Genomic DNA, 19752 nt, shown 5'->3' with positions numbered 1-19752 from the left:
TGTAACAGAAGAACGCTAAAAGCTAGATAGGTTACTCTTTATGGGAATATATTTTTCAACCTACTATTCAAAACTCTTTAGTTGAAGAACTGGGAGAGACGTATCAGTTCTACTAAGCTGAAATAGAACCAGACGAAAAAGATCACTATTCAATACCAGCCAAGCTCTAAAGAAAATTTAATCCTTCTTCTTACTTATCACCCAGTACGAAAGGGGCACAAAGAATAGTGCTGTGAAGGTTCCTATAGTCAAACCACCAATCACTGTATAGACCAAAGGTCTCTGCAAATCAGCACCAATTCCGCTTGAAAACACTACAGGAAGCAAGGCCAAAATTGTGGTAATCGAGGTCATTAAAATAGGCTTAAGCCTTATTTCACCGGTTTTTGCGATGGCGTTTTGGAGTATCTGACGTTTGGTACTTGTGGTATTTCCTAAAGAAAACTCTTCTCTTAACCTGTTAATGGTATCAATTTTTAAGATTGCATCATTCACCATAATTCCGAGCATCACAATAATACCAATAGCTGACATTACATTCAAAGTTCCTCCAGCGGCCATTAGTACCAAAAGGGCTCCGGCAATACCAAGTGGTAGAGTTAGGATTACTATTAAAGGCTGAACAAGTGATTCGAACTGAGCTGCCAAAATAAAGTAGAGCAGCAACACAGAAATCATTAAGATAAAAATCAACTGTTGAAGGTTCTCCCTTCCTTGAAAATAAGCGCCATCAAAGTCAACAGAAAGGCCATACTGGGCGGCTTTTGCTGGTAATTGTTCTTGCAGCTTTTGAATAGAAACTTCATCAAGATTCTCCCATTCTAAACTCTGGTACATTCCAATTCTATCAGCCGTTACTGCCTTGATATCTTTAATGTATTCAAACTTTACGAAGCTCGAAAGTGGGTACATTTGGTTGCCCCTACCTAGCACAGAAATACCCTTCAACTTATTTCTAAAATCTTCAGTTCCTCTTTGAATCCAAATGGGTGTCACTTCACCAAAACGCCTAATCTCTGTTACCATATAGCCATCTAGTGCTTTTGAAAGGGCATCCTTCATTGCATTTTCTGAAATCCCATAAAATGATAAAGCTTTATTATCAATAATGGCTTCCATTGACTCCCCATATTGAAACCCATTGCCATGACGAGGTTTTGCATTTACTATTTCGGCAACGTCCTTTTCCAAGTTTGCTAGCATGGCCTCATCAAGCCCTTCACTACCAGAGAGTTTCTTCCACTTGGCAATAAAGAACTTCTGCTCTGAACTAAAAATCTGGTCAAACGCATTTGGTGCATCTTGCACTTGAAAAGAAGCATTCTGATAACTCCCCTCTAAAAAGGCAGTCAATCTTTTCTCTAAATCCAACTTTGCTTCTGTTGATTCTGACTTAAAATACACTTCAGCACTCTCAATAGAATTACTTTGTTCGGCCAAAAGAAATTGCTTCAATCCAATGTCCGATTCACTTGGAGTGGTTGGTGCAGTTTTTTCGAGAAGATTTAAAACTCTTCTTTTATTCTCTTCGGCATCCAGCGGTTCGTTCCATTGAATGGTAAGTAGGGTTTCCGTTTTTTCAATTGCAGGTAAGCCTTCTTTATAGGCACTAACAATGATAAGATAAGCCAACGGAATGAGAGCAATGAGCAGAATAAGACTAATCGTTTTAAAGCGCCAGACCACTCTAAAAATGGATTTATAGAGTTTTAAAATCCCTTTAAAAATTAGACTATCTTCTTTAATAGGTCTCTTTAGGTTTTCAAAAAACTTACGATAAAGCAAAGGCAAAAGAACAAAAGCGACCATTAAAGATGTACCTAAAATAATGGCTACAGAGAGTGCTTGGTCATAGAACAAAGCTCCTGAAAGGCCATTCAGGAATACTAGAGGAACGAATACGGCCAAAGTAGTTAGTACGGAACTAATTAGTGGGGTCATTACTTCGTTCACACCTTGAACGCAAGCTTGAACAATGTCTAAACCATCCTTTCTTTTTCGGGTAATGTTGTCAATTACAATGATTGAATTATCAATCAACATTCCCAAACCAAGCGCTAAACCACTTAATGAGATAATATTTACGGATAAACCAAAAGCGTAAAAGAATAAGAAACTGATCAATAATGATATAGGAAGTGTAATTCCCATCATAATCGGCATACGAACATTTCCCATAAAAAGGAATAGCACGGCAAAGGCAAAGATGCCTCCATATATAAGACTGGTTTTTAAGTTATTGATTCCCGCATTGAGCAAGAGTGATTGATCCTGGGTAAGCTCAAAATCCGTTTGTGGATAATCTTCCTTAAAACCCTCGACAGCTTTATACAATAAAGGAGTCAATTCAGTCATTTTAGCCTTTGCTTGTTTATGCACGGTAACTACTAAACCTTCTCGCTGATTGCTCAAATGGTAGCCTTGCCTTTTCTCTGATCGAAACTCAACTTCGGCAATATCTTTTAACTTGATTACATCTCCTTCTCTATTAATAATTGGAAGATTCTCAATCTCCTCTACGTTATCTAGCCTGTTGGCTATTCGAACGAAGTAACGGTACTGGCCATCTTTTACTGATAGTCTACCTAAATCTGTATTGGCTCCTTTTAGAACTTGATCTATCTGCTGCTCTGAAATCTTAAGGGCTCTTATTTTTTCTAAATCGGGTGTAATACCAATGTACTGCCCTTCGAAACCATTAACATCGACAATCGAGACTCCTGCAATCTGCTCGATCCTTTTCTTTAAAACTCGATCAGTTAATTCTGATGTTTGATTATAGTCACTTCCTTCCGTTGGTATTACCTGAATTCTGGCAATGGGAATATCTGATGTATTAATTCTGACCACCTGCGGTCTGTCCATGTCTCGAGGTAAGTTCTCTTGAAGTCTATCAATTTTTTCATTGATTTCAATATAAGCCAAGTCCATCCTTGTACCGAACTCAAATTGTAATTTGAGCATTCCGGTTTCGCTATTGGCAATACTTTCAACTGATTTTAAATTGTTAAGTGTATTGAGGGAGATACGGATTGGCTTTAGGATGTTGTTTTCAATAATGCTAGGAGGATTATTGGGGTAGTTTACCTTCACAATGATAGCCGGCACCTCAATATTGGGCAATAGAGAAACTGGCAATCTTTGTAAAGCCAAAAAGCTAAAGAACAGAATCCCCAGAAAGCTTAAGAATACAGCAACAGGTCGGTTGATTAAAAATTTAACCATTACTTATTGCTTAGAGGTAGTAAGATCTTCACTAGCAATACTAACCTTGGCTTCGTGAGCCAACTGAATATTATTAGTAAGTACTACTTGGTCTCCATCCTGAAGGCCATCTAAAACTTCAACGTCAGTGCCGTTATCAAGTCCAATTTCTACATACTTCCATTGAGACAGTCCATTTACTACAGTGAAGATCACGGACTTTCCTTGTTTAATTACTACCGCTTCTCTAGGCACAATAATATGTAAGGCTTGAGGAACTCGTACTATGGCGTTGGCATGCATACCTGGCAACAGACCATCCGTTTGATTTAGTTTAAGCTCTATCTGAACCATACCAAACTCGTCTACCCTTGGATTGATTTCACTCACTTTGGCAACAAATGATTGATCTCTGCGGGCAAGTGGAAAAACATCGGCAATAAGCCCCGTTTTTACAAAGCCGAAATCTGGCTCAAGTATTTTTGCGGTAAGGGTTAAGTTTTTGCCATCATAAATAGAGCAAAGCACTTTTCCTGCTGAAACAAGGCTTCCTTCTTTAAGCTCTAAATCAACGATTATACCGTCTGAAGGTGCTTTAATTATAGTATTCTCTAAATTGATCTGGGCTTCGCGAAGGTTAATCTCAGCATCAACAAGACCTGACTTCAAAGATAAATTTCTTAACATCACCTCATTATGCTTACTATAACCTAATGAGTCATCTGTGTATTGCACCAAAGCCTTATTGTAAGCGGCCTGCGCCTTTTCAATAGCAAACTTCTCTTTCTCATTTTGTAGCTGACCTATGACCTGGCCTTTCTTTACCCTTTGGCCGTTCTCGATACTGAGTTTCTCTAAGTAACCACTCGTTTCAAAAATTATTTCAAGTTCATATTCTGACTCAATGGTACCCGTAGCACTTACTAAAAACTCGAATGGTCTATATTCGGCTGTTGCTACTTTCACCTCGGTGGGCTGTACTTGCTTTCTCAGTGATTCCTGATCGACTTGCTCAATCTCTTCCTTTTGCTCTTTACAAGCCAGACACAATAGAAAACAAGTAGATATTAAAAAAAGTCGTTTCATAATAGGCCAAAATAATGCTAAAATATGATTTCAAAAAACTAATACGATAGTTATTTAATATTCAGGTAAAAATTAGTGCTTAAATGAGTAGACATGATCTGAACTGCGCTTTCGAAAACGCGCTTTTTAAATCTATATTCATACGAGCCCTCCTCTTATTGGCGGTATTGAATGGTCGGAATCCCCAAAACCTCTTTGTCTTTGTTTATAATATAGCCAATATAGCCAATATAGCCCTCAAAAGTTTCGCTGTTAACCTCCCTAAAGAGGGACTCTTTATCCCAAATCACTGAGTATTTATAGTCCAGTTCAGTTAACCATTGTTTTACCTCAACCTCCGAATCTGCCTCTACATAAATCAGATAATCCATATTCTTCTTAATACAGTCAGCCACCGCCAACTCGATTCCATAAAGCCTATCTTTTTGCCATTTCTTATAAATGTAAGCTACATAAGTTTTTCGCGTAAGCTCAAAGGGAGATTTAGCATTTTCAGGTTTAGGCTGAATAGAAACCATGGGCAATTCTGGGAGTACCAGCTTTCTTGGTCCAGAAGAACAAGAAAACATCAAAGGAATTATCAGAATACATAAGAAGATTGACTTTTTCATAAGAAATCAATTTTAGTGATCACGACTATTGGATTATCATCCATTTTAACATCTCGTATCACATCTTCGCTGCCAGCGAATGCTTCCGGATACAGCTTGGCTAAATTCAGTACATCGCCCGCATGAAATAAGAAAAGTAAACGATCTCCATTCATAAACTGAAATGCTGGAGTTGTTTCTTCCACACTTTTAATAAGCCTAGATGCTCTCGTTTTCTTATTTAACAATAAATGAAATACTTCAGGCTTGTCTGGGTTTTTCTGAAGTATAATATTAAAGTAAGCATAGTTTTTTGATTCGGAATAAGCTAGAATAAAGGCCATACCATTATTCATAATTCTTTCAAAATTCTCATAAGGATCCTCGCTATCAAAAGCGTTCTCTTTTAGATTAAAATCACCAAAATCGAATTTATGGGTAGGAATTAGGCTATCCTTTTCAATCTTATACACTTGGTTATTAAATGGTTCGAAGTAAAGACTACAGTTTTCACCTCTACCAAAATTATTAACCCCAATAGAGAACATGGCTCTGTCAATAATAGGATAGAACTTGCCAATCAATTCACCTTTAAAATTACGGCTGTGTAAGTTGTATTTGTTTTCAAAAATTGTATTTCCGCCCGTTGAAAACACATAGCCAAAATCCGTCAATTCAAAAGAGGGATAAGTGCTTTCTTCAAAATCCATGGATTTAATAAACTCGCCTTGATTTGAATAAAAATATAGAGATGACGTCCCTTTTTTCTGTGAAAGAATTATTAAACTATCTCCAGAGATTACAAATCCCGCAGGACCTCTGTATTCTGAGGGGCCGTCTCCTATTTGGCCAATGGTATTTATAAAATTACCTGAGTCATCAAAACGGTGTACTTTTCCTTGTTGGCCAGAAAAAACATACAATTCATCAGATACCATTCTAACCATGTTGAAATCACCAATGACCACCTCATTTGTTTTCAGAGGAATGACTTCTAGCTCGGTACTCGATAAAAAGGTTTGAAATTCTTCTGACACCAAGCTTTCAAATATTATCGTGCTATCCTTTTGTGATGGACTACAAGAGATTAGACCAAGTATTATTATGCTGAGCATTAACAATCGCACTTTTAAATTCAGAATCATGTAGAGATATAATTGGATTAAATCAAATATAGGAGTTTCAAACTAAAAAATTAACCAATCACCTAAATCTATAGTCGATTATATACTCAGTTATCCAAAGTTTATTAAATTTAAGATCACATTTATTTTCATTTCAACCTAATAAAGACTTATTTCAAGTTGAATATATAAGGCCTTATTATTTTTCAAGATGAAGCGACCTTTTCGAATGGTAATAGTGTTTGTGGTTTTAGCGATGATTGGCATTGCTTTTATCCCCAAACTAAACGTGAATTTTACACCACGTTACACCAAGCCTGCAATTACCATTTCTTATGGCCTACCAAACTCTTCTCCAGATATTGTAGAGCGTTTGGCCACTTCTCCTCTTGAAAATGCCATTTCTCAAATAGAAGGAGTAAATAAAGTAACTAGTGTTTCCAATTATAATAACGGATCTATCGAGTTAGCTTTTGATAAAGGGGAAGACATGGAGTTCCGAAAGTTTGAGGTCAACTCGCTCATTCGGAACATTTATAAGAAGCTACCAGAGACTATGAGCTACCCGGCTGTTGAGCAGCGTGGAGGTGAAACGCAGAATAAGTCTGAGTCGCCCATCTTGCTTTACTCTATCAATGGCCCATATGCTTCCTACAAAATCAAAAAGGATGTTGATGAATATATTCTAAAGCCGCTTTCGGCCATCAATGAAATTAAAAGCACACAACTAACAGGAGCGAATGAGTTACAGATCACTGTTGATTTCGACCCTCTGAAGTTAATGCGTTATGGACTTTCCAAAAGCGACCTTGTAAGTAGCCTTAATCTCTTTCAAGACAGGAACTACCCAGGGATGATTAAGAATGCAGCTGGCCAACAATTCTATTTTCGTAGTTCTTCAGAGCTTACTAGTTTAGAAGATTTAGAACAGGCTGTTATCAGTAATATTGACGGCAAGGAGCTTTACTTAAAAGATGTTGCCAAAGTCTATGTTGAGGAACAACAACCAATAAGGTATACACGAATCAATGGCCGCAATGCAATTAACTTACAGATTTATGCTCGGGAAGGTGTAAACAAAATTGTTTTGGCAAAGAAGATACGTGAGCAAATTGAAGCATTGCAGTCTTCCATGCAAAGCGACTTAACTATTTTACTAGAGAGAGATGATACTGAATTTCTGAATAAGGAAATGGATAAAATCTATCAAAGAACTTCTCTTTCAATTATTATCCTTCTTGTATTCATCTTCCTCATCAATAGAAACCCCAAGTACTTGGTCACTCTGTTTATGGGTATTGCCGTTAACCTTTCCATCACGGCCATTATCATCTATGCATTGGACGTAGAGCTTCATATGTACTCCATTGCTGGGTTAACTATTTCCTTTGGTTTGATTGTAGACAATGCCATTGTAATGATGGATCACATGTACCGAAAGAAAAACCGAGGCATTTTTGTAGCACTTTTGGCGGCTTCATTAACTACCATTATGGCTTTGCTTATGGTATTACTATTGCCAGAAGATGATCGCAGAAATCTTTCTGACTTTTCAATTGTGGTGGCTATCAACTTGGCCGTATCACTATTAATTGCTCTATTCTTCACTCCTGCTCTCTATCAGCTTCTATTTAAAGAAGATATGAGCAAAACAAGAGTATTCGGTATGCTCAAGCTCCGAAGAAAGGTAAAATGGTTTAGAGGGTATACCAAAACCATCGGTTTTATAGTTCGCCACAGAAAGGCATTTATTTTTATCGTCATTCTAGGTTTTGGTTTGCCCGTGTATAAAATGCCTTTGCAATGGGAAGGTCATGAATGGTATAACAAGACAATTGGTAGTGACAAGTATCAAGATGATATTCGTCCGATCACAGATAAAATTCTTGGCGGAGCCCTTAGAAAATTTGCTACCGAAGTTTATCAAGGCTACTACTACAGAGATGTTAACCAAACCCAGCTAACCGTAAGGGCTACCCTACCGATGGGCACCACATTAGAGGACGCTAATTATGTAATTGGAAAGGTGGAAGAATTTGTAGACGGAGTTAAAGGTGTAGATAAATACATAACTAGTGTAGACAATAGAACTGGGACAGTAAGGATCACCTTTGAGCCAGAGTACGAATTTTCTGCATTGCCTTACCAGCTTAAAGGTCGTTTACAGGCCCGATCTGTCGACTTAACAGGAGTAAGGTGGTCCATTCAAGGTGTAGGCCAAGGGTTTAATATAGGCGGAGAAAGTGGTGATAACCAAGAGTTTGGCATTAGGATGCGGGGCTATAATTATGATGAGTTAAGCAGGCAAGCTGATATTTTAGCTACAAAGCTAGAAAATCACAAAAGAATACAGGAAGTAAAAAGGAATGAACAAATCGGATATAGCTATGGTGTAGTAAAGGGAAATGAATACGTGCTCTATTTTGACGTAGACCGCATGGCCAAGGCAGGTATAAATAGAGGAGCTGTTACAAATATATTGACTGATTATACGCTTCCAAATGGAGCATCCGCTTCAGCCAACTTAAACAACGACAGAACCCCAATCTTTATAAAAGCGACCAACGCGAAAGATTTTTCTAAGTACGACTTAATGGAAGAAGCCCTACCTATTGACACAAGTCGCTTGATAAAAATTAACGATTATGCCAACATGGTTTTTGAAGAAGCCGCAAACGAAATTCATAAAGAGGACAGACAATATCTGCGAAAAATAGGGTTTAAATACTTAGGCTCCTCAAAATTTGGAGCAGAGTATCGGGATAAGATGATTGAAGAAATGAAATACATTCTTCCCATTGGTTATGAGATAGACACTCAAGATCAGTATTTCCGTTTTGACAAAGACGCTAAACAGTATGGTTTACTGGGCTTTCTAATTATTGGCATTTTTGTGATTTGCGCTATTCTATTCGAAAACCTAAAACAGCCTTTTTACATTATTGTTACTATTCCCATTTCATTCATAGGTCTGTTTCTCATCTTCTCCTTGTTTGATTTCTCCTTTGACCAAGGAGGCTATGCAGCCTTTGTAATGTTGGGTGGACTTGTAGTAAACGCTGCTATTTTTATTGTGAATGATCTCAACAATTCCTCTTTGAAAAAGTATAATCGAGCAGTTCTAAAGGCAGTAGTTGGTAAGGCTCAACCTATTATGCTTACCATACTTTCTACCTGTTTTGGCTTAATACCATTTCTATTAGAGGGTGAAAATGAAGCTTTCTGGTTTTCATTGGCTATTGGAACCATTGGTGGTCTGATGTTTTCTACAGTAGCTGTTTTTCTTTGTCTGCCAGTATTCCTCTCTAAGAAAGTTAAAGCTGCTTAATAGATTTCAAGTTCAATTGCTTCCAATATATTTGTGTACTAATAGAAATAGAAACTTAATTCCAACCTACCTCTTTGGTCTGGTGTCTGATGCAAGTAGACAAGAGTATTAAAATAAATTTGACCGATACGAAGGTCATTACAAAGGACTATGAAAAGAATAAAATTATTGTTGGGAGTTTTAGTAGCTTGTGCAGCTCTTCAATCTTGTTTAGATGAATCAGGGCCATATTATGACCCCGCAGCGCAATTGGCTATTGATATTGACACTATTGATAATTATGTAGCTACAAACAATCTTACTGTACAAGTACATAGTGAATCGGAAATCCGGTATATTATTCACGAGGAAGGAAATGGAAAAACGGTAGAGCTTGGAGATACTGTTTATGTTAATTATGAACTCACGCTTTTAAACGGGACTTTCATTGACACCAATGTTGAGCAAATTGCCAAGGATAATGGGATTTATAATGCCAATAGAACTTATGAGCGATTTGGTTTTATCACTGGAAAGGGCATGGTAATTATAGGTTTTGATGCATCAACTCAACTTTTAACTGAAGGTGGTAGCGGTACATTTTTAATCCCATCAATATACGCTTACAGAAATATACCTACAGATAGAATTCCTGCTAATTCAAATTTGAAGTTCAAAATTGAGCTGCTGGAAGTGAAAAAATAAAGCATGAAAAAGGCCGGTTGATTACTCAATCGGCCTTTTTATTCTCGTCTCGTTCGAAATAGGTTATTTCTTTTTTAAGCTCATATCCTCATCGCGCTTCGCCTTAAATTCTGAACCTTCATTCCATTTTGGAAAGTATGTTTCGTTGGCTAATCTTTTACCAACATTAAAAAGTAAGGCCGCATCTTGGGCAATCCCCTTTAAATCCCACTCCTCAGGTAAGTAATTATCTGCTTGCTGATGATAACGAATAGCCAAATACTCTTGCGTTTTCTTTTCAATAAACTCCACTCCTTTTTCTTTCGATTCGTAGGAACCAGAAGCATACAAAGCTGGAATTCCAATTTTGGCAAAATTAAAATGATCTGAACGGAAGAAATATCCCTTTGCTGGGTCAGGGTCAGGAATTACATATCGACCTTGTTTGTCTGCTTCAGTCTTTGCGTAATTATCTAGTTCGGATTGCCCATAACCTGTAATGGTCAAGTCTTTCATTTCGCCATATGCTGGAAGTCCATCAATATTGATGTTTGCTACACTTTGATTTGCTGGGAATAGTGGATTTTGAGCATAATAAGCAGAACCAAGTAAGCCTTGTTCTTCAGCCGTTACAAACAAAAACACCACTGAACGTTCTGGTTTTGGCTCCATTTTAGCAAATGTTTCAGCTATGGTTAACAAACCAACACTTCCACTGGCGTTATCGTGTGCCCCATTATAGATTGAATCGCCATCTACTGGCTCACCTACTCCTAGGTGATCCCAATGGGCAGAATAAATGATATATTCGTCAGGCCGTTTGCTTCCCTCCACCATGGCCACAACATTACGCGACATGTCTCTTTTTACTTTATTCTTAACTCCCATTGAGGCTTTCAGCCCCATAGCCACTGGTTTAAATCCTTTCGTTTTAGCCATGCCTGAGTAATCTTTAATGCCCGCTGCTTTAAATAACTCTACAGCTGTATTTCGAGTAATCCAACCTTGAACCGCACATTTATAAGGTGGATTGGCATCGTCTAAATTCAGCTTTGCACCTGTCCATGAACTCTGTACAACCAACCAAGGATAACCTGCTGGAACAGTTTCATGCACAATCAAAACACCCGCTGCACCTTGTCTAGCAGCTTCTTCATATTTATAAGTCCATCGGCCATAGTAGGTCATTTGATCTCCTTTGAATAAAGTGCTATCACCTGAACCAAAGCCTGGGTCATTCACTAAAACTACAACTGTTTTACCCTTTACATCCAGTCCTTCATAATCATTCCAACCATACTCTGGTGCTACAATACCAAAACCTGCGTAAACCAATTCAGAGTCTTTAACTGAAACCTCTTGTTCTACCCTTTCGGTATATATCACCACATCTTCATTAGATTTAAAACTCATGGACTTACCTTGGCCTGTTACTTCTATGGTAGGTGATTGCTCGCCTGTTATTTCCACTAATGGTACTTCTTGAAAATAGCTATTTCCATTTCCGGGTTTCAAACCCATCCCTTTCAATTCAGACTCTAAATAATGAATGGTTTTCTCTTCACCTTCAGTAAAGGGTTTTCTTCCCATAAAATCATCCGAAGCTAAAACACTCAAGTGACGATTAATGGTAAGTGTATCAATCATCACCTTTTCTTCAATTACATTTCCACCTGATTGACAAGCTAAAAAGCCAATAACCAACAAGGCAAAAAGTGTTATATTTTTTCCTTTCATATTCTTTCCATTTAAAAACGAAGATAAAGAAAATTTAAGGCTTAGAATGAATTTTAAGCAATGGGTAAACCTTAAAGAAATTCGATACTCAAAATTGAGCTGAGTAAGTCTTGTTTCAAAGTAGAACTAAATTCTATTAAAGGCTTTAAAACAAGAAAGGATCGCCTTTGCAAAAGCGATCCTTTCTCATGTCATTTTAAAACAGTCTATTCGTTACCTAGAATGTCTATAACACGTACATCAAAAACTAATACCGAATTAGCTGGAATAGCAAAATTACCGTTGCTACCATAGCCATACCTCGAAGGTATATAGATAGTTGCATCAGTTCCTTTATTGAACAATTTAAAGGCAATCTCCCAACCTTGAACCACTTTACCTTGGCCAATCACAAATTCGAAAGAATCTTTACCAACATTAGTATCAAAAGTAGTTCCATCTAAAAAATAGCCTGTATATTTTACGCTTACAGTTGCCCCAAACTTTGCTTTATCGCCAGTGCCTTGCTCCTTGATAGTGTAGCGTATCCCACTTTCGTCAGTCTCAGCCTCAATGTTATTTTCCGCTAAATACCTCTCAATCAATACCGTATCTCGAGTAAATTGCTCCCCTACATCAAAAACAACATCCTTTTTACATGCGCTCATAGTCAAACCAACCATAACCAGCACCATCAACGTTTTAATCGCTTTCATCAATCTCTTTTTCTTTAACTTCTAATTCTTAACATCCACTAACTTCAGCTCAAACATTAAAATCCCATTCGGAGGAATAGGACTACCCGGCCTAGGCTCTGGTCCATAAGCCAATTTTGAAGGAACAAAAAAAGTGGCAGAGCCTCCCTTATTCAACAATGAAATACCAACATCCCAGCCTTCAATTACTGCACGCTGCCCTAATGGAAAAGAGTATGGTTCGTATGGCTCTCTTTGCGGATTATATATTTTGTTCTCTTCTGCAACGGTTTTATGGCTAGTATCAATATAAGTCCCATCTAACAATTGAGCTATATAATCCACCGAGACTGTTTGGCCTACCTTTGGCTTGGCTCCAGTCCCTTCTTCTTTCACTATATAATAAAGACCTTCCTCAGTTCTTTCGGCCTTCAAGTTATTTTCAGCTAAATATTCCTCAATAATACCCTTATCTTTTTCTGCTTGTACAACAACGGCTTTTTCCATTTCAGCTTCAATACGCTCAACAAAAAAAGACTCATCATTAATTTCTTGTACTCTAATGTTAATAAAAAAAGACTCTGCAGTATCTAAATTTGGAATATTAGGGGTTCCCATCAACTGTGAATAAGTTTCTAAATTAAACTTAATTTGAGCACTATCTCCTTCCCCCAAAGACTCGAGTATTTTACCCAACATTGGAGGAACTCCTTTAGTTGGATTGACAATAAATCCACCAATGGGTTTGATATTCATTACAACAGAATCTTTGTACACACTATTTAGGTCTAACATCATGGCTTGATTTGGGCCTAATTTTTTTCCTCCCCTTTCGTCCACTAATCTGTACTCCACACCTGGCTCTGACTCAATAAACTTAACCTCTTTTTCACAGCTGGAGATTCCAAGCAGGGCAATCATCACCACAATGTATTTTTTCATCTGATTCATATCTAGTATTCTATAATCGGTGCCACAATCAAGGGCAATTACTTGGTTAATTATTCTTTTCGCTATCTAATAAAGGTTTGTAATCTATCAAAACAGACTTGAATTTATCTACTGTTTCTTCTAATGTTCCTTCCGTTTTTCCACCTGCCGCATTTCGATGCCCACCTCCATTAAAATACTTAGAAGCTATTTCGTTAGCCGGAAACTCTCCAATAGAACGAAATGACATTTTTATACCATCGCCACTGTCTTTGAATAAAACTGCCAAAACAATTCCCTCAAGAGAAAGCGCGTAGTTCACTAAGCCTTCTGTATCTCCAGTTTTAGATTCAAACTGATTCAGTTCGTCATTTGTAATGGCAAAGTAAGCAGTATGGAACTCTGGAAGTACTTCAAGTTTTTGACTTAAAGCAAAGCCCAAAAACTTAAGTCTGTTGAGTGAGTTAGTGTCATAAATTTCCTTGGCTATTTTGGCGTTATCCGCACCAATACCAATCAATTCAGCTACCACTTCATGAACATTTTGTGTTGTATTGGGATGACGGAAACCTCCAGTATCGGTCATTATTCCTGCATAAAGGCATTCTGCAATATCCTTATCAATCAAAGCTTTATCGCCCAGCATCACAATTAACTCAAAACAGAGTTCACAAGTTGATGCCGCCTTGGCATTCCAGAGTCTGTAGTCTGCAAAGTCTTCTGGCTCCAAGTGGTGATCTACGTTTACTTTGAAGGCTTTGGCATTTCTAACCATTTCACCCATTTCATTAATTCTGTGTAACACAGAAAAATCGAGCGTGATAATAGTATCAGCCTCATCAATAAAGGTTTGTACTTGATCAGAATTCTTATCGGTATAAACCAAAACGTCATCGTTCCCTTTCATCCAATTTAGGAATCCTGGGTAATCACTTGGGGTGATTACTTTAACGTTGTGGCCTTTCTTAATAAGATAGTTAGCCATACCCAAAGATGAACCCAAAGCATCGGCATCGGGTTTGTGATGCGTAGTGATCACAATTTTATTTGGGGTATTCAGCTGTTTAATTAACGATTCTATGTCTCCCATTAACAACAAATACTGCCAAAGCAGTATACCAGTCAGCCGACAAAGTTGATAAGAATAAGCTTCTAAAACAATGATTTTAACAGTGATTAACCTATCGTTAAATAAGTTAAAATATTCATAATCAGGTTAGAGCATCCGAATTAATCTTCTATTTTTGCAGCCAAATTAAGAAAATACAACAAGCTTATAATTAGAATGGCAACAAACAGAACGTTTACAATGGTTAAGCCTGACGCTGTAGAAGCAGGCAACATTGGTGGAATTTTGAATATGATTGAAGAAGCTGGCTTCAAAATCGTAGCAATGAAATATGTGAAATTGAGCGCTGATATCGCAGGCAAGTTTTACGAAGTACACAGTGAAAGACCTTTCTATGGTGAGCTTTGCGAATACATGTCTTCTGGACCAATCGTAGCGGCAATTCTTGAAAAAGACAATGCTGTGGCAGACTTCAGGAAACTAATTGGTGCTACTAATCCTGCGGATGCAGAAGAAGGTACTATCAGAAAGAAATATGCAACATCAATTTCTGCCAATGCAGTACATGGTTCAGATTCTGATGAGAACGCAGCAATTGAAGGAAGTTTCTTCTTCTCTCAATTCGAAAGATTCTAAGGGTAAACACCTCGCTAAAAATAAGAAAGCGGCCACTGAGCCGCTTTCTTTATTTATTCTTTCCTACCAACTTTTTTATCCAACCAGGCAAAATTAAAGCACCTATGATTAAGTAGGGATAAAAACTGATCAGGCGCCAAATCAAACTAGCGACAAAGGTATATTCGCCTAAAAAATCTTCGAAAAAGGCTGGAAAAATATACTCTGCTGTTCCTGCGCTGCCAGGTGTGGGAGAAACAAGCATCACCAACCACATAATGAGGTGCCGGCTAAGAAGCGTTAAATGTTCGTTTAAACTGATCGGAACAAAGCCTACCACAAGCATATTCAAGACTCCTAACTTAACAATCCAAAGGGCATAGGTAAGGCCAACTAGATTTAGCCAAAAGCTAATCGTTTTACCTCGTAGCTCTTTCGATACCTCATAAAGCTCGTCCGCCCTATTCGATAAACGAGCTCCCCACTTTTTTAAGAAAGGCAATTGCGCCAACCTCTGTAGTAGGTTTTTTACGGCAGAAGGAAAAAGCAATAAGGCTGAAATTTTAAATGATATATAAAAAGCAATTAGTCCATAGCTGAGGTAAAAAAAGTAAGACAAGCTTCCTCCCAATTCATTTTGAATCAATTCGGACTGCGGCAAGGCAGCACCATTGGTTAAGAGTAAGGCAATAGGAGAAGCGGTCAGAAAAAAGATGTTATCCATCATAGCCAAAAGCAGAGCGTAAGCCAAAGCTCGCCCTACATCTACTCCATGTTTATGAATGATATAAATGACCACAGCAACGGGACCAATAATGGGCGGCACAACAGCAATAGCAAACTCCCAAAGAAAAACTATCCGTAAGGCTTCTTTAATACCAAAGGCACCATTTCCAACAAGTTTTACTCTGGCTGTATTTAATAGGTCTTTAGAAATCAAAAAAAGGAAAGCCAGAACTATGGCCAAAATTGAAATGCGCAGCATGGACTGCAAAGACTCTTCATTAATCTTATCATCACGAAAGGCGATGAATGTAACAATTGCCAAACCTATAATTACTGGAAGCCAAACGCTTCTGGGGTTCAGGGTACGAAGCGCTTTTTTAGAATCTACTTCCATTATTGTTCTACAAATTCCCCTTCTATTTTTTCAATCCAGAAATTGTTAAAGCCTTCGCCTAAATGCATGGTAATTTCTCTCATTTGAAGAAGGTCCAAGATGGAAAGGAAATTAAAAATCACGGCAATTTTGTTTGGTTCTAACTGAATAAGCTCAATAAATGACATTCGCGGAGTTTGACTAAGCTTGGTCATTATAAAGTCCCTCTGCGAAGAAATAGTATAAGGATATTGAATCACCTCATGCTTTGGCTTATTCTGTTCTACCTCATAGCGACTTATCACTTTTTGAAAAACCTTGAGCAGCTTATACAAGTCCAAATCCTGCATTTCAGACTCAACATTACCTCCTTCCGCTAGCTTCTTCAGTTCGCGCAAAACATTTCCGCGCGATTCCATCTGCATTCTATCAGTCTCCATCTGTGCAAGACTTTCAACCACAGATTTATATTTTTTGTATTCAAGTAGGTGACGTACTAACTCATCTCTTGGATCCAGTTCATTACCTTCTTCATCTAAAACAGGTCTTGGTAAAAGCATCTTCACTTTAATTCGCATTAAAGTAGCCGCAACCAAAATAAACTCACTCGCTACCTCCACATTCATTTGTTCTAGGTGATGGAGGTAATCCAAAAAATCTTTGGTTATCTTGTTGATCGGGATGTCATTAATATCCAACTCATCCCTTTGAATAAAGAAGAGCAAAAGGTCGAATGGGCCTTCGAATAGAGGAAGTTTGATTTCGAAACTCAAAGATTCTTAATTGTTATGAATCAAATATATAAGGATTAGCAGAATGAAGCCGACTAACTCAAAATATTTTCTAATTTTGTTGCTTCAAAAAATCCGGCTCAAACAATTCGTGCGTATTTAAGTTCTCAATTCATTTAGTCAAAAATCAAATGCTGATACAACCGGGAAAGCTGCTTAGTAAAATTGATTCACCTGATGATCTTAAAAAATTAGACCAGGCAGACCTAGTTCAGGTTTGTGATGAATTAAGACAATTTATAGTTGACAACGTATCTGTTTACGGAGGCCATTTTGGTGCTTCACTAGGGGTAGTAGAGCTTACAGTAGCGCTTCACTATGTATTTAACACACCAACCGATCAGCTAATTTGGGATGTTGGACACCAAGCATACGGACATAAAATATTAACAGGAAGAAGAGATTCTTTTCAGTCAAACCGGATTTATAAAGGCCTTTCGGGTTTCCCAAAAAGAAAAGAAAGTGAATATGATGCTTTTGGAGTAGGTCATTCATCTACTTCTATTTCTGCCGCTTTGGGTATGGCCATGGCCAACCAATACAAAAAAGATGATCGCCACCATATTGCCGTAATTGGTGATGGCGCCATGACTGGAGGTCTTGCATTTGAAGCAATGAACCACGCTGGGGTTTCCAATAGCAACTTGCTTATTATCCTTAATGATAACTGCATGTCCATCGACCCGAATGTTGGGGCATTGAAAGATTACTTAACGGATGTCACTACATCTCAAACTTACAATAAGGTAAAAGATGATGTTTGGAGACTCCTAAGTAAGTTCTCTAAATTCGGAAAAAGCGCACAAGAGATTATTTCTAAGGTTGAAAACTCAATGAAGACTATGCTTTTGAAACAAAGCAATCTTTTTGAGTCGCTCAATCTCCGCTATTTTGGCCCAGTTGATGGTCATGATGTTCACCACCTGACTAGCGTAATGACAGACCTGATGAAAATTCCAGGTCCGAAAATCCTTCATTGCGTAACCGTAAAAGGCAAAGGCTACAAACCTGCAGAAGAGGGAAATGCCACTACATGGCATGCCCCAGGCAAGTTTGACAAAGTAACAGGTGAAGTATTCAAAAAAGTAAAAGACAAACCAGAAGCACCTAAATACCAAGATGTTTTCGGCCACACTTTGGTAGAACTGGCTGAAAAGAATGATAAAATCATGGGCATTACACCTGCCATGCCTTCTGGTTCTTCCATGAATATTATGATGAAAGCCATGCCAGACAGGGCTTTCGATGTAGGAATTGCCGAGCAACATGCAGTAACTTTTTCAGCTGGATTGGCCACTCAAGGGCTCATTCCTTTCTGCAATATTTACAGTACGTTTATGCAGCGTGCCTATGACCAAGTGGTTCACGATGTTTGCATCCAGAGTTTGCCAGTAAACTTTTGTTTAGACAGGGCTGGTTTTGCTGGTGCCGATGGGCCAACGCACCATGGCGCTTATGATATTGCCTACATGCGCTGTATCCCGAATATGATCATTGCTGCCCCAATGAATGAGGCAGAATTGAGAAACCTAATGTACACTTCCCAACTTCCACGAGAAGGCGAAGCTTTTACTATTCGTTACCCAAGAGGCCAAGGCGTAATGCCTGAGTGGCGCACTCAAATGGAGAAAGTAACCATTGGTACAGGTAGAAAAGTAGCTGATGGAAAAGATGTGGCTGTGCTTACCATTGGCCATATCGGCAATTATGTAACTACAGTCAGAGAGATGTTGAGCAAAGAAGGTTTGGCACCAGCGCATTACGACATGCGTTTTGTAAAACCTTTGGACGAAGAATTACTTCACGACATTTTCAGAAACTTCAAGAAGGTAGTCACTGTTGAAGACGGCTGTATAATGGGTGGTTTTGGTAGTGCTATCTTAGAATTCATGGCCGACAACAACTACAGTGCGCAAATCAAACGTTTGGGTATTCCTGATGCTATTATAGAACACGGAACGCAAGAGCAACTTCATACAGAATGTAATTTTGACGAAGCAGGAATTGCCAATGCTGTGCGTGAACTGATGGGTGTAAAGCTTGCTAAATCACTTCATGCCAACAATTAAGGCAACAATTCAAAGCGAAGGTTTTCCAGTTATTCTACTTCACGGATTTTGTGAAAACAAATCCATGTGGTTTCCCTATGCAAATAAGCTAACAGAGCAATATCAAATCATTTGCCCAGATTTACCCGGTTTTGGCGAATCTTTATTACCCAACAAAGACATTACTTTAGAAGAAATCGCTGATGAATTGGCTGATTTTATGTCTGAAATCAAGGTAGAAAAATGCGTGGTAATTGGTCATTCATTGGGTGGATATGTGGCCTTGGCTTTGGCTGAAAGACACCCTAACCTTATTCAAGGACTGGGCTTATTCAATTCGACCGCCATGGCCGATGATGAAGAAGCGAAACACAGAAGAAACAAGTCCATTCTATTTCTGAAAAAGCATCCAGTTTCAAAGTTCATTGAGCCTTTTATTCCTTCTCTTTTTTATTCAAAACGAAAAGAAGAACTAAAGGAGGAAATCGCTTTGGCCACGTCAATCGGCTTACAAAGTCCCTTAAACACCATTATTGCCTACACCTTGGCCATGAAGATCCGAAAAGACAGATTTAAACTTTGGAAGAGCTTTCCGTTTCAAACTTTATTTGTTGGTGGGGCCAACGACAGTCGTGTTCCATTAGAAATGGCCGAAAAACATATTGAAGAACGAGCGAATGTTGATGGTTACATTTTACCAGAAACAGCTCATATGGCCATGCATGAGCGTCCAACGGAAACGATTCAAATGATTCAGGATTACTTATTGAAAGTGGTCTGAGTCTTTTATCTCA

15 protein-coding genes are annotated in these 19752 nt (G+C 38.2%); 5 read left to right on the top strand and 10 right to left on the bottom strand.

Annotation, left to right across the window (positions count from 1 at the left end):
- Window positions 1-177: 177 nt before the first annotated feature.
- The 4 genes from AAC026_RS11995 to AAC026_RS11980 all read right to left on the bottom strand — a co-directional run bounded on the left by AAC026_RS11995 (window position 178) and on the right by AAC026_RS11980 (window position 5995).
- Complete coding sequence (locus AAC026_RS11995) at window positions 178-3225, bottom strand: efflux RND transporter permease subunit (protein ID WP_339698312.1); 3048 nt, start codon at window positions 3223-3225, stop codon at window positions 178-180.
- 3 nt (window positions 3226-3228) lie between these two features.
- On the bottom strand, window positions 3229-4290 hold the full coding sequence (locus AAC026_RS11990) for an efflux RND transporter periplasmic adaptor subunit (RefSeq protein WP_339698310.1): 1062 nt from the start codon (window positions 4288-4290) through the stop codon (window positions 3229-3231).
- A 155-nt stretch (window positions 4291-4445) separates the two neighbouring features.
- Window positions 4446-4901, bottom strand: coding sequence for a hypothetical protein (locus AAC026_RS11985; protein ID WP_339698307.1), 456 nt, complete (start codon window positions 4899-4901; stop codon window positions 4446-4448).
- A complete protein-coding gene (locus AAC026_RS11980; RefSeq protein WP_339698304.1) occupies window positions 4898-5995 on the bottom strand; it encodes a 6-bladed beta-propeller in 1098 nt (365 codons plus the stop codon). The genes AAC026_RS11985 and AAC026_RS11980 overlap by 4 nt, the downstream gene beginning before the upstream one ends.
- 220 nt (window positions 5996-6215) lie before the next feature.
- On the opposite strand from AAC026_RS11980, the gene AAC026_RS11975 reads away from it, so the two are divergent.
- Together AAC026_RS11975 and AAC026_RS11970 are read left to right on the top strand one after the other, a co-directional pair.
- Window positions 6216-9332 carry an efflux RND transporter permease subunit gene (locus tag AAC026_RS11975; protein WP_339698301.1) on the top strand — a complete coding sequence of 1039 codons (3117 nt, stop codon included), beginning with the start codon at window positions 6216-6218 and terminating at the stop codon, window positions 9330-9332.
- A gap of 150 nt (window positions 9333-9482) precedes the next feature.
- Window positions 9483-10016 carry an FKBP-type peptidyl-prolyl cis-trans isomerase gene (locus AAC026_RS11970; protein ID WP_339698298.1) on the top strand — a complete coding sequence of 178 codons (534 nt, stop codon included), beginning with the start codon at window positions 9483-9485 and terminating at the stop codon, window positions 10014-10016.
- 63 nt (window positions 10017-10079) lie between these two features.
- On the opposite strand, the gene AAC026_RS11965 is transcribed toward AAC026_RS11970, so the two are convergent.
- From AAC026_RS11965 to AAC026_RS11950, 4 genes are all read right to left on the bottom strand, one after another.
- Window positions 10080-11732, bottom strand: a complete 1653-nt coding sequence (locus AAC026_RS11965) for a M28 family metallopeptidase (RefSeq protein ID WP_339698295.1) — start codon at window positions 11730-11732, stop codon at window positions 10080-10082.
- A gap of 206 nt (window positions 11733-11938) precedes the next feature.
- Window positions 11939-12427: an FKBP-type peptidyl-prolyl cis-trans isomerase gene (locus AAC026_RS11960; RefSeq protein ID WP_339606470.1), complete on the bottom strand. Its 489-nt coding sequence runs from the start codon at window positions 12425-12427 to the stop codon at window positions 11939-11941.
- A gap of 21 nt (window positions 12428-12448) precedes the next feature.
- Window positions 12449-13348: an FKBP-type peptidyl-prolyl cis-trans isomerase gene (locus tag AAC026_RS11955; RefSeq protein ID WP_339698292.1), complete on the bottom strand. Its 900-nt coding sequence runs from the start codon at window positions 13346-13348 to the stop codon at window positions 12449-12451.
- Window positions 13349-13403: 55 nt separating this feature from the next.
- The gene (locus AAC026_RS11950) at window positions 13404-14426 is read right to left on the bottom strand and encodes a bifunctional oligoribonuclease/PAP phosphatase NrnA (protein WP_339698289.1); all 1023 of its coding nucleotides are present in this window, start codon (window positions 14424-14426) and stop codon (window positions 13404-13406) included.
- Window positions 14427-14621: 195 nt separating this feature from the next.
- Between AAC026_RS11950 and AAC026_RS11945 the strand changes: the two genes are divergently transcribed.
- Complete coding sequence (locus tag AAC026_RS11945) at window positions 14622-15041, top strand: nucleoside-diphosphate kinase (protein WP_339606467.1); 420 nt, start codon at window positions 14622-14624, stop codon at window positions 15039-15041.
- A 49-nt stretch (window positions 15042-15090) separates the two neighbouring features.
- Here AAC026_RS11945 and AAC026_RS11940 read toward each other — a convergent pair whose 3' ends face one another.
- The gene (locus tag AAC026_RS11940; RefSeq protein ID WP_339698286.1) at window positions 15091-16140 is read right to left on the bottom strand and encodes a lysylphosphatidylglycerol synthase transmembrane domain-containing protein; all 1050 of its coding nucleotides are present in this window, start codon (window positions 16138-16140) and stop codon (window positions 15091-15093) included.
- Window positions 16140-16892, bottom strand: a complete 753-nt coding sequence (locus AAC026_RS11935; protein ID WP_339698282.1) for a segregation/condensation protein A — start codon at window positions 16890-16892, stop codon at window positions 16140-16142. The genes AAC026_RS11940 and AAC026_RS11935 overlap by 1 nt, the downstream gene beginning before the upstream one ends.
- Before the next feature lie 149 nt (window positions 16893-17041).
- Here AAC026_RS11935 and dxs point away from each other — a divergent pair, with 149 nt between their 5' ends.
- Window positions 17042-18979, top strand: coding sequence for a 1-deoxy-D-xylulose-5-phosphate synthase (gene dxs, locus AAC026_RS11930; RefSeq protein WP_339698279.1), 1938 nt, complete (start codon window positions 17042-17044; stop codon window positions 18977-18979).
- Window positions 18966-19739, top strand: a complete 774-nt coding sequence (locus AAC026_RS11925; RefSeq protein ID WP_339698276.1) for an alpha/beta hydrolase — start codon at window positions 18966-18968, stop codon at window positions 19737-19739. Before dxs ends, AAC026_RS11925 begins: the two co-directional genes overlap by 14 nt.
- Window positions 19740-19752: the final 13 nt, after the last annotated feature.

This window comes from uncultured Roseivirga sp., from assembly GCF_963973945.1.
Taxonomy (GTDB): Bacteria; Bacteroidota; Bacteroidia; order Cytophagales; family Cyclobacteriaceae; genus Roseivirga.
The sequence above is the reverse complement of the archived record's forward strand: the minus strand, read 5'-3'. Positions and strand labels throughout refer to the sequence as shown.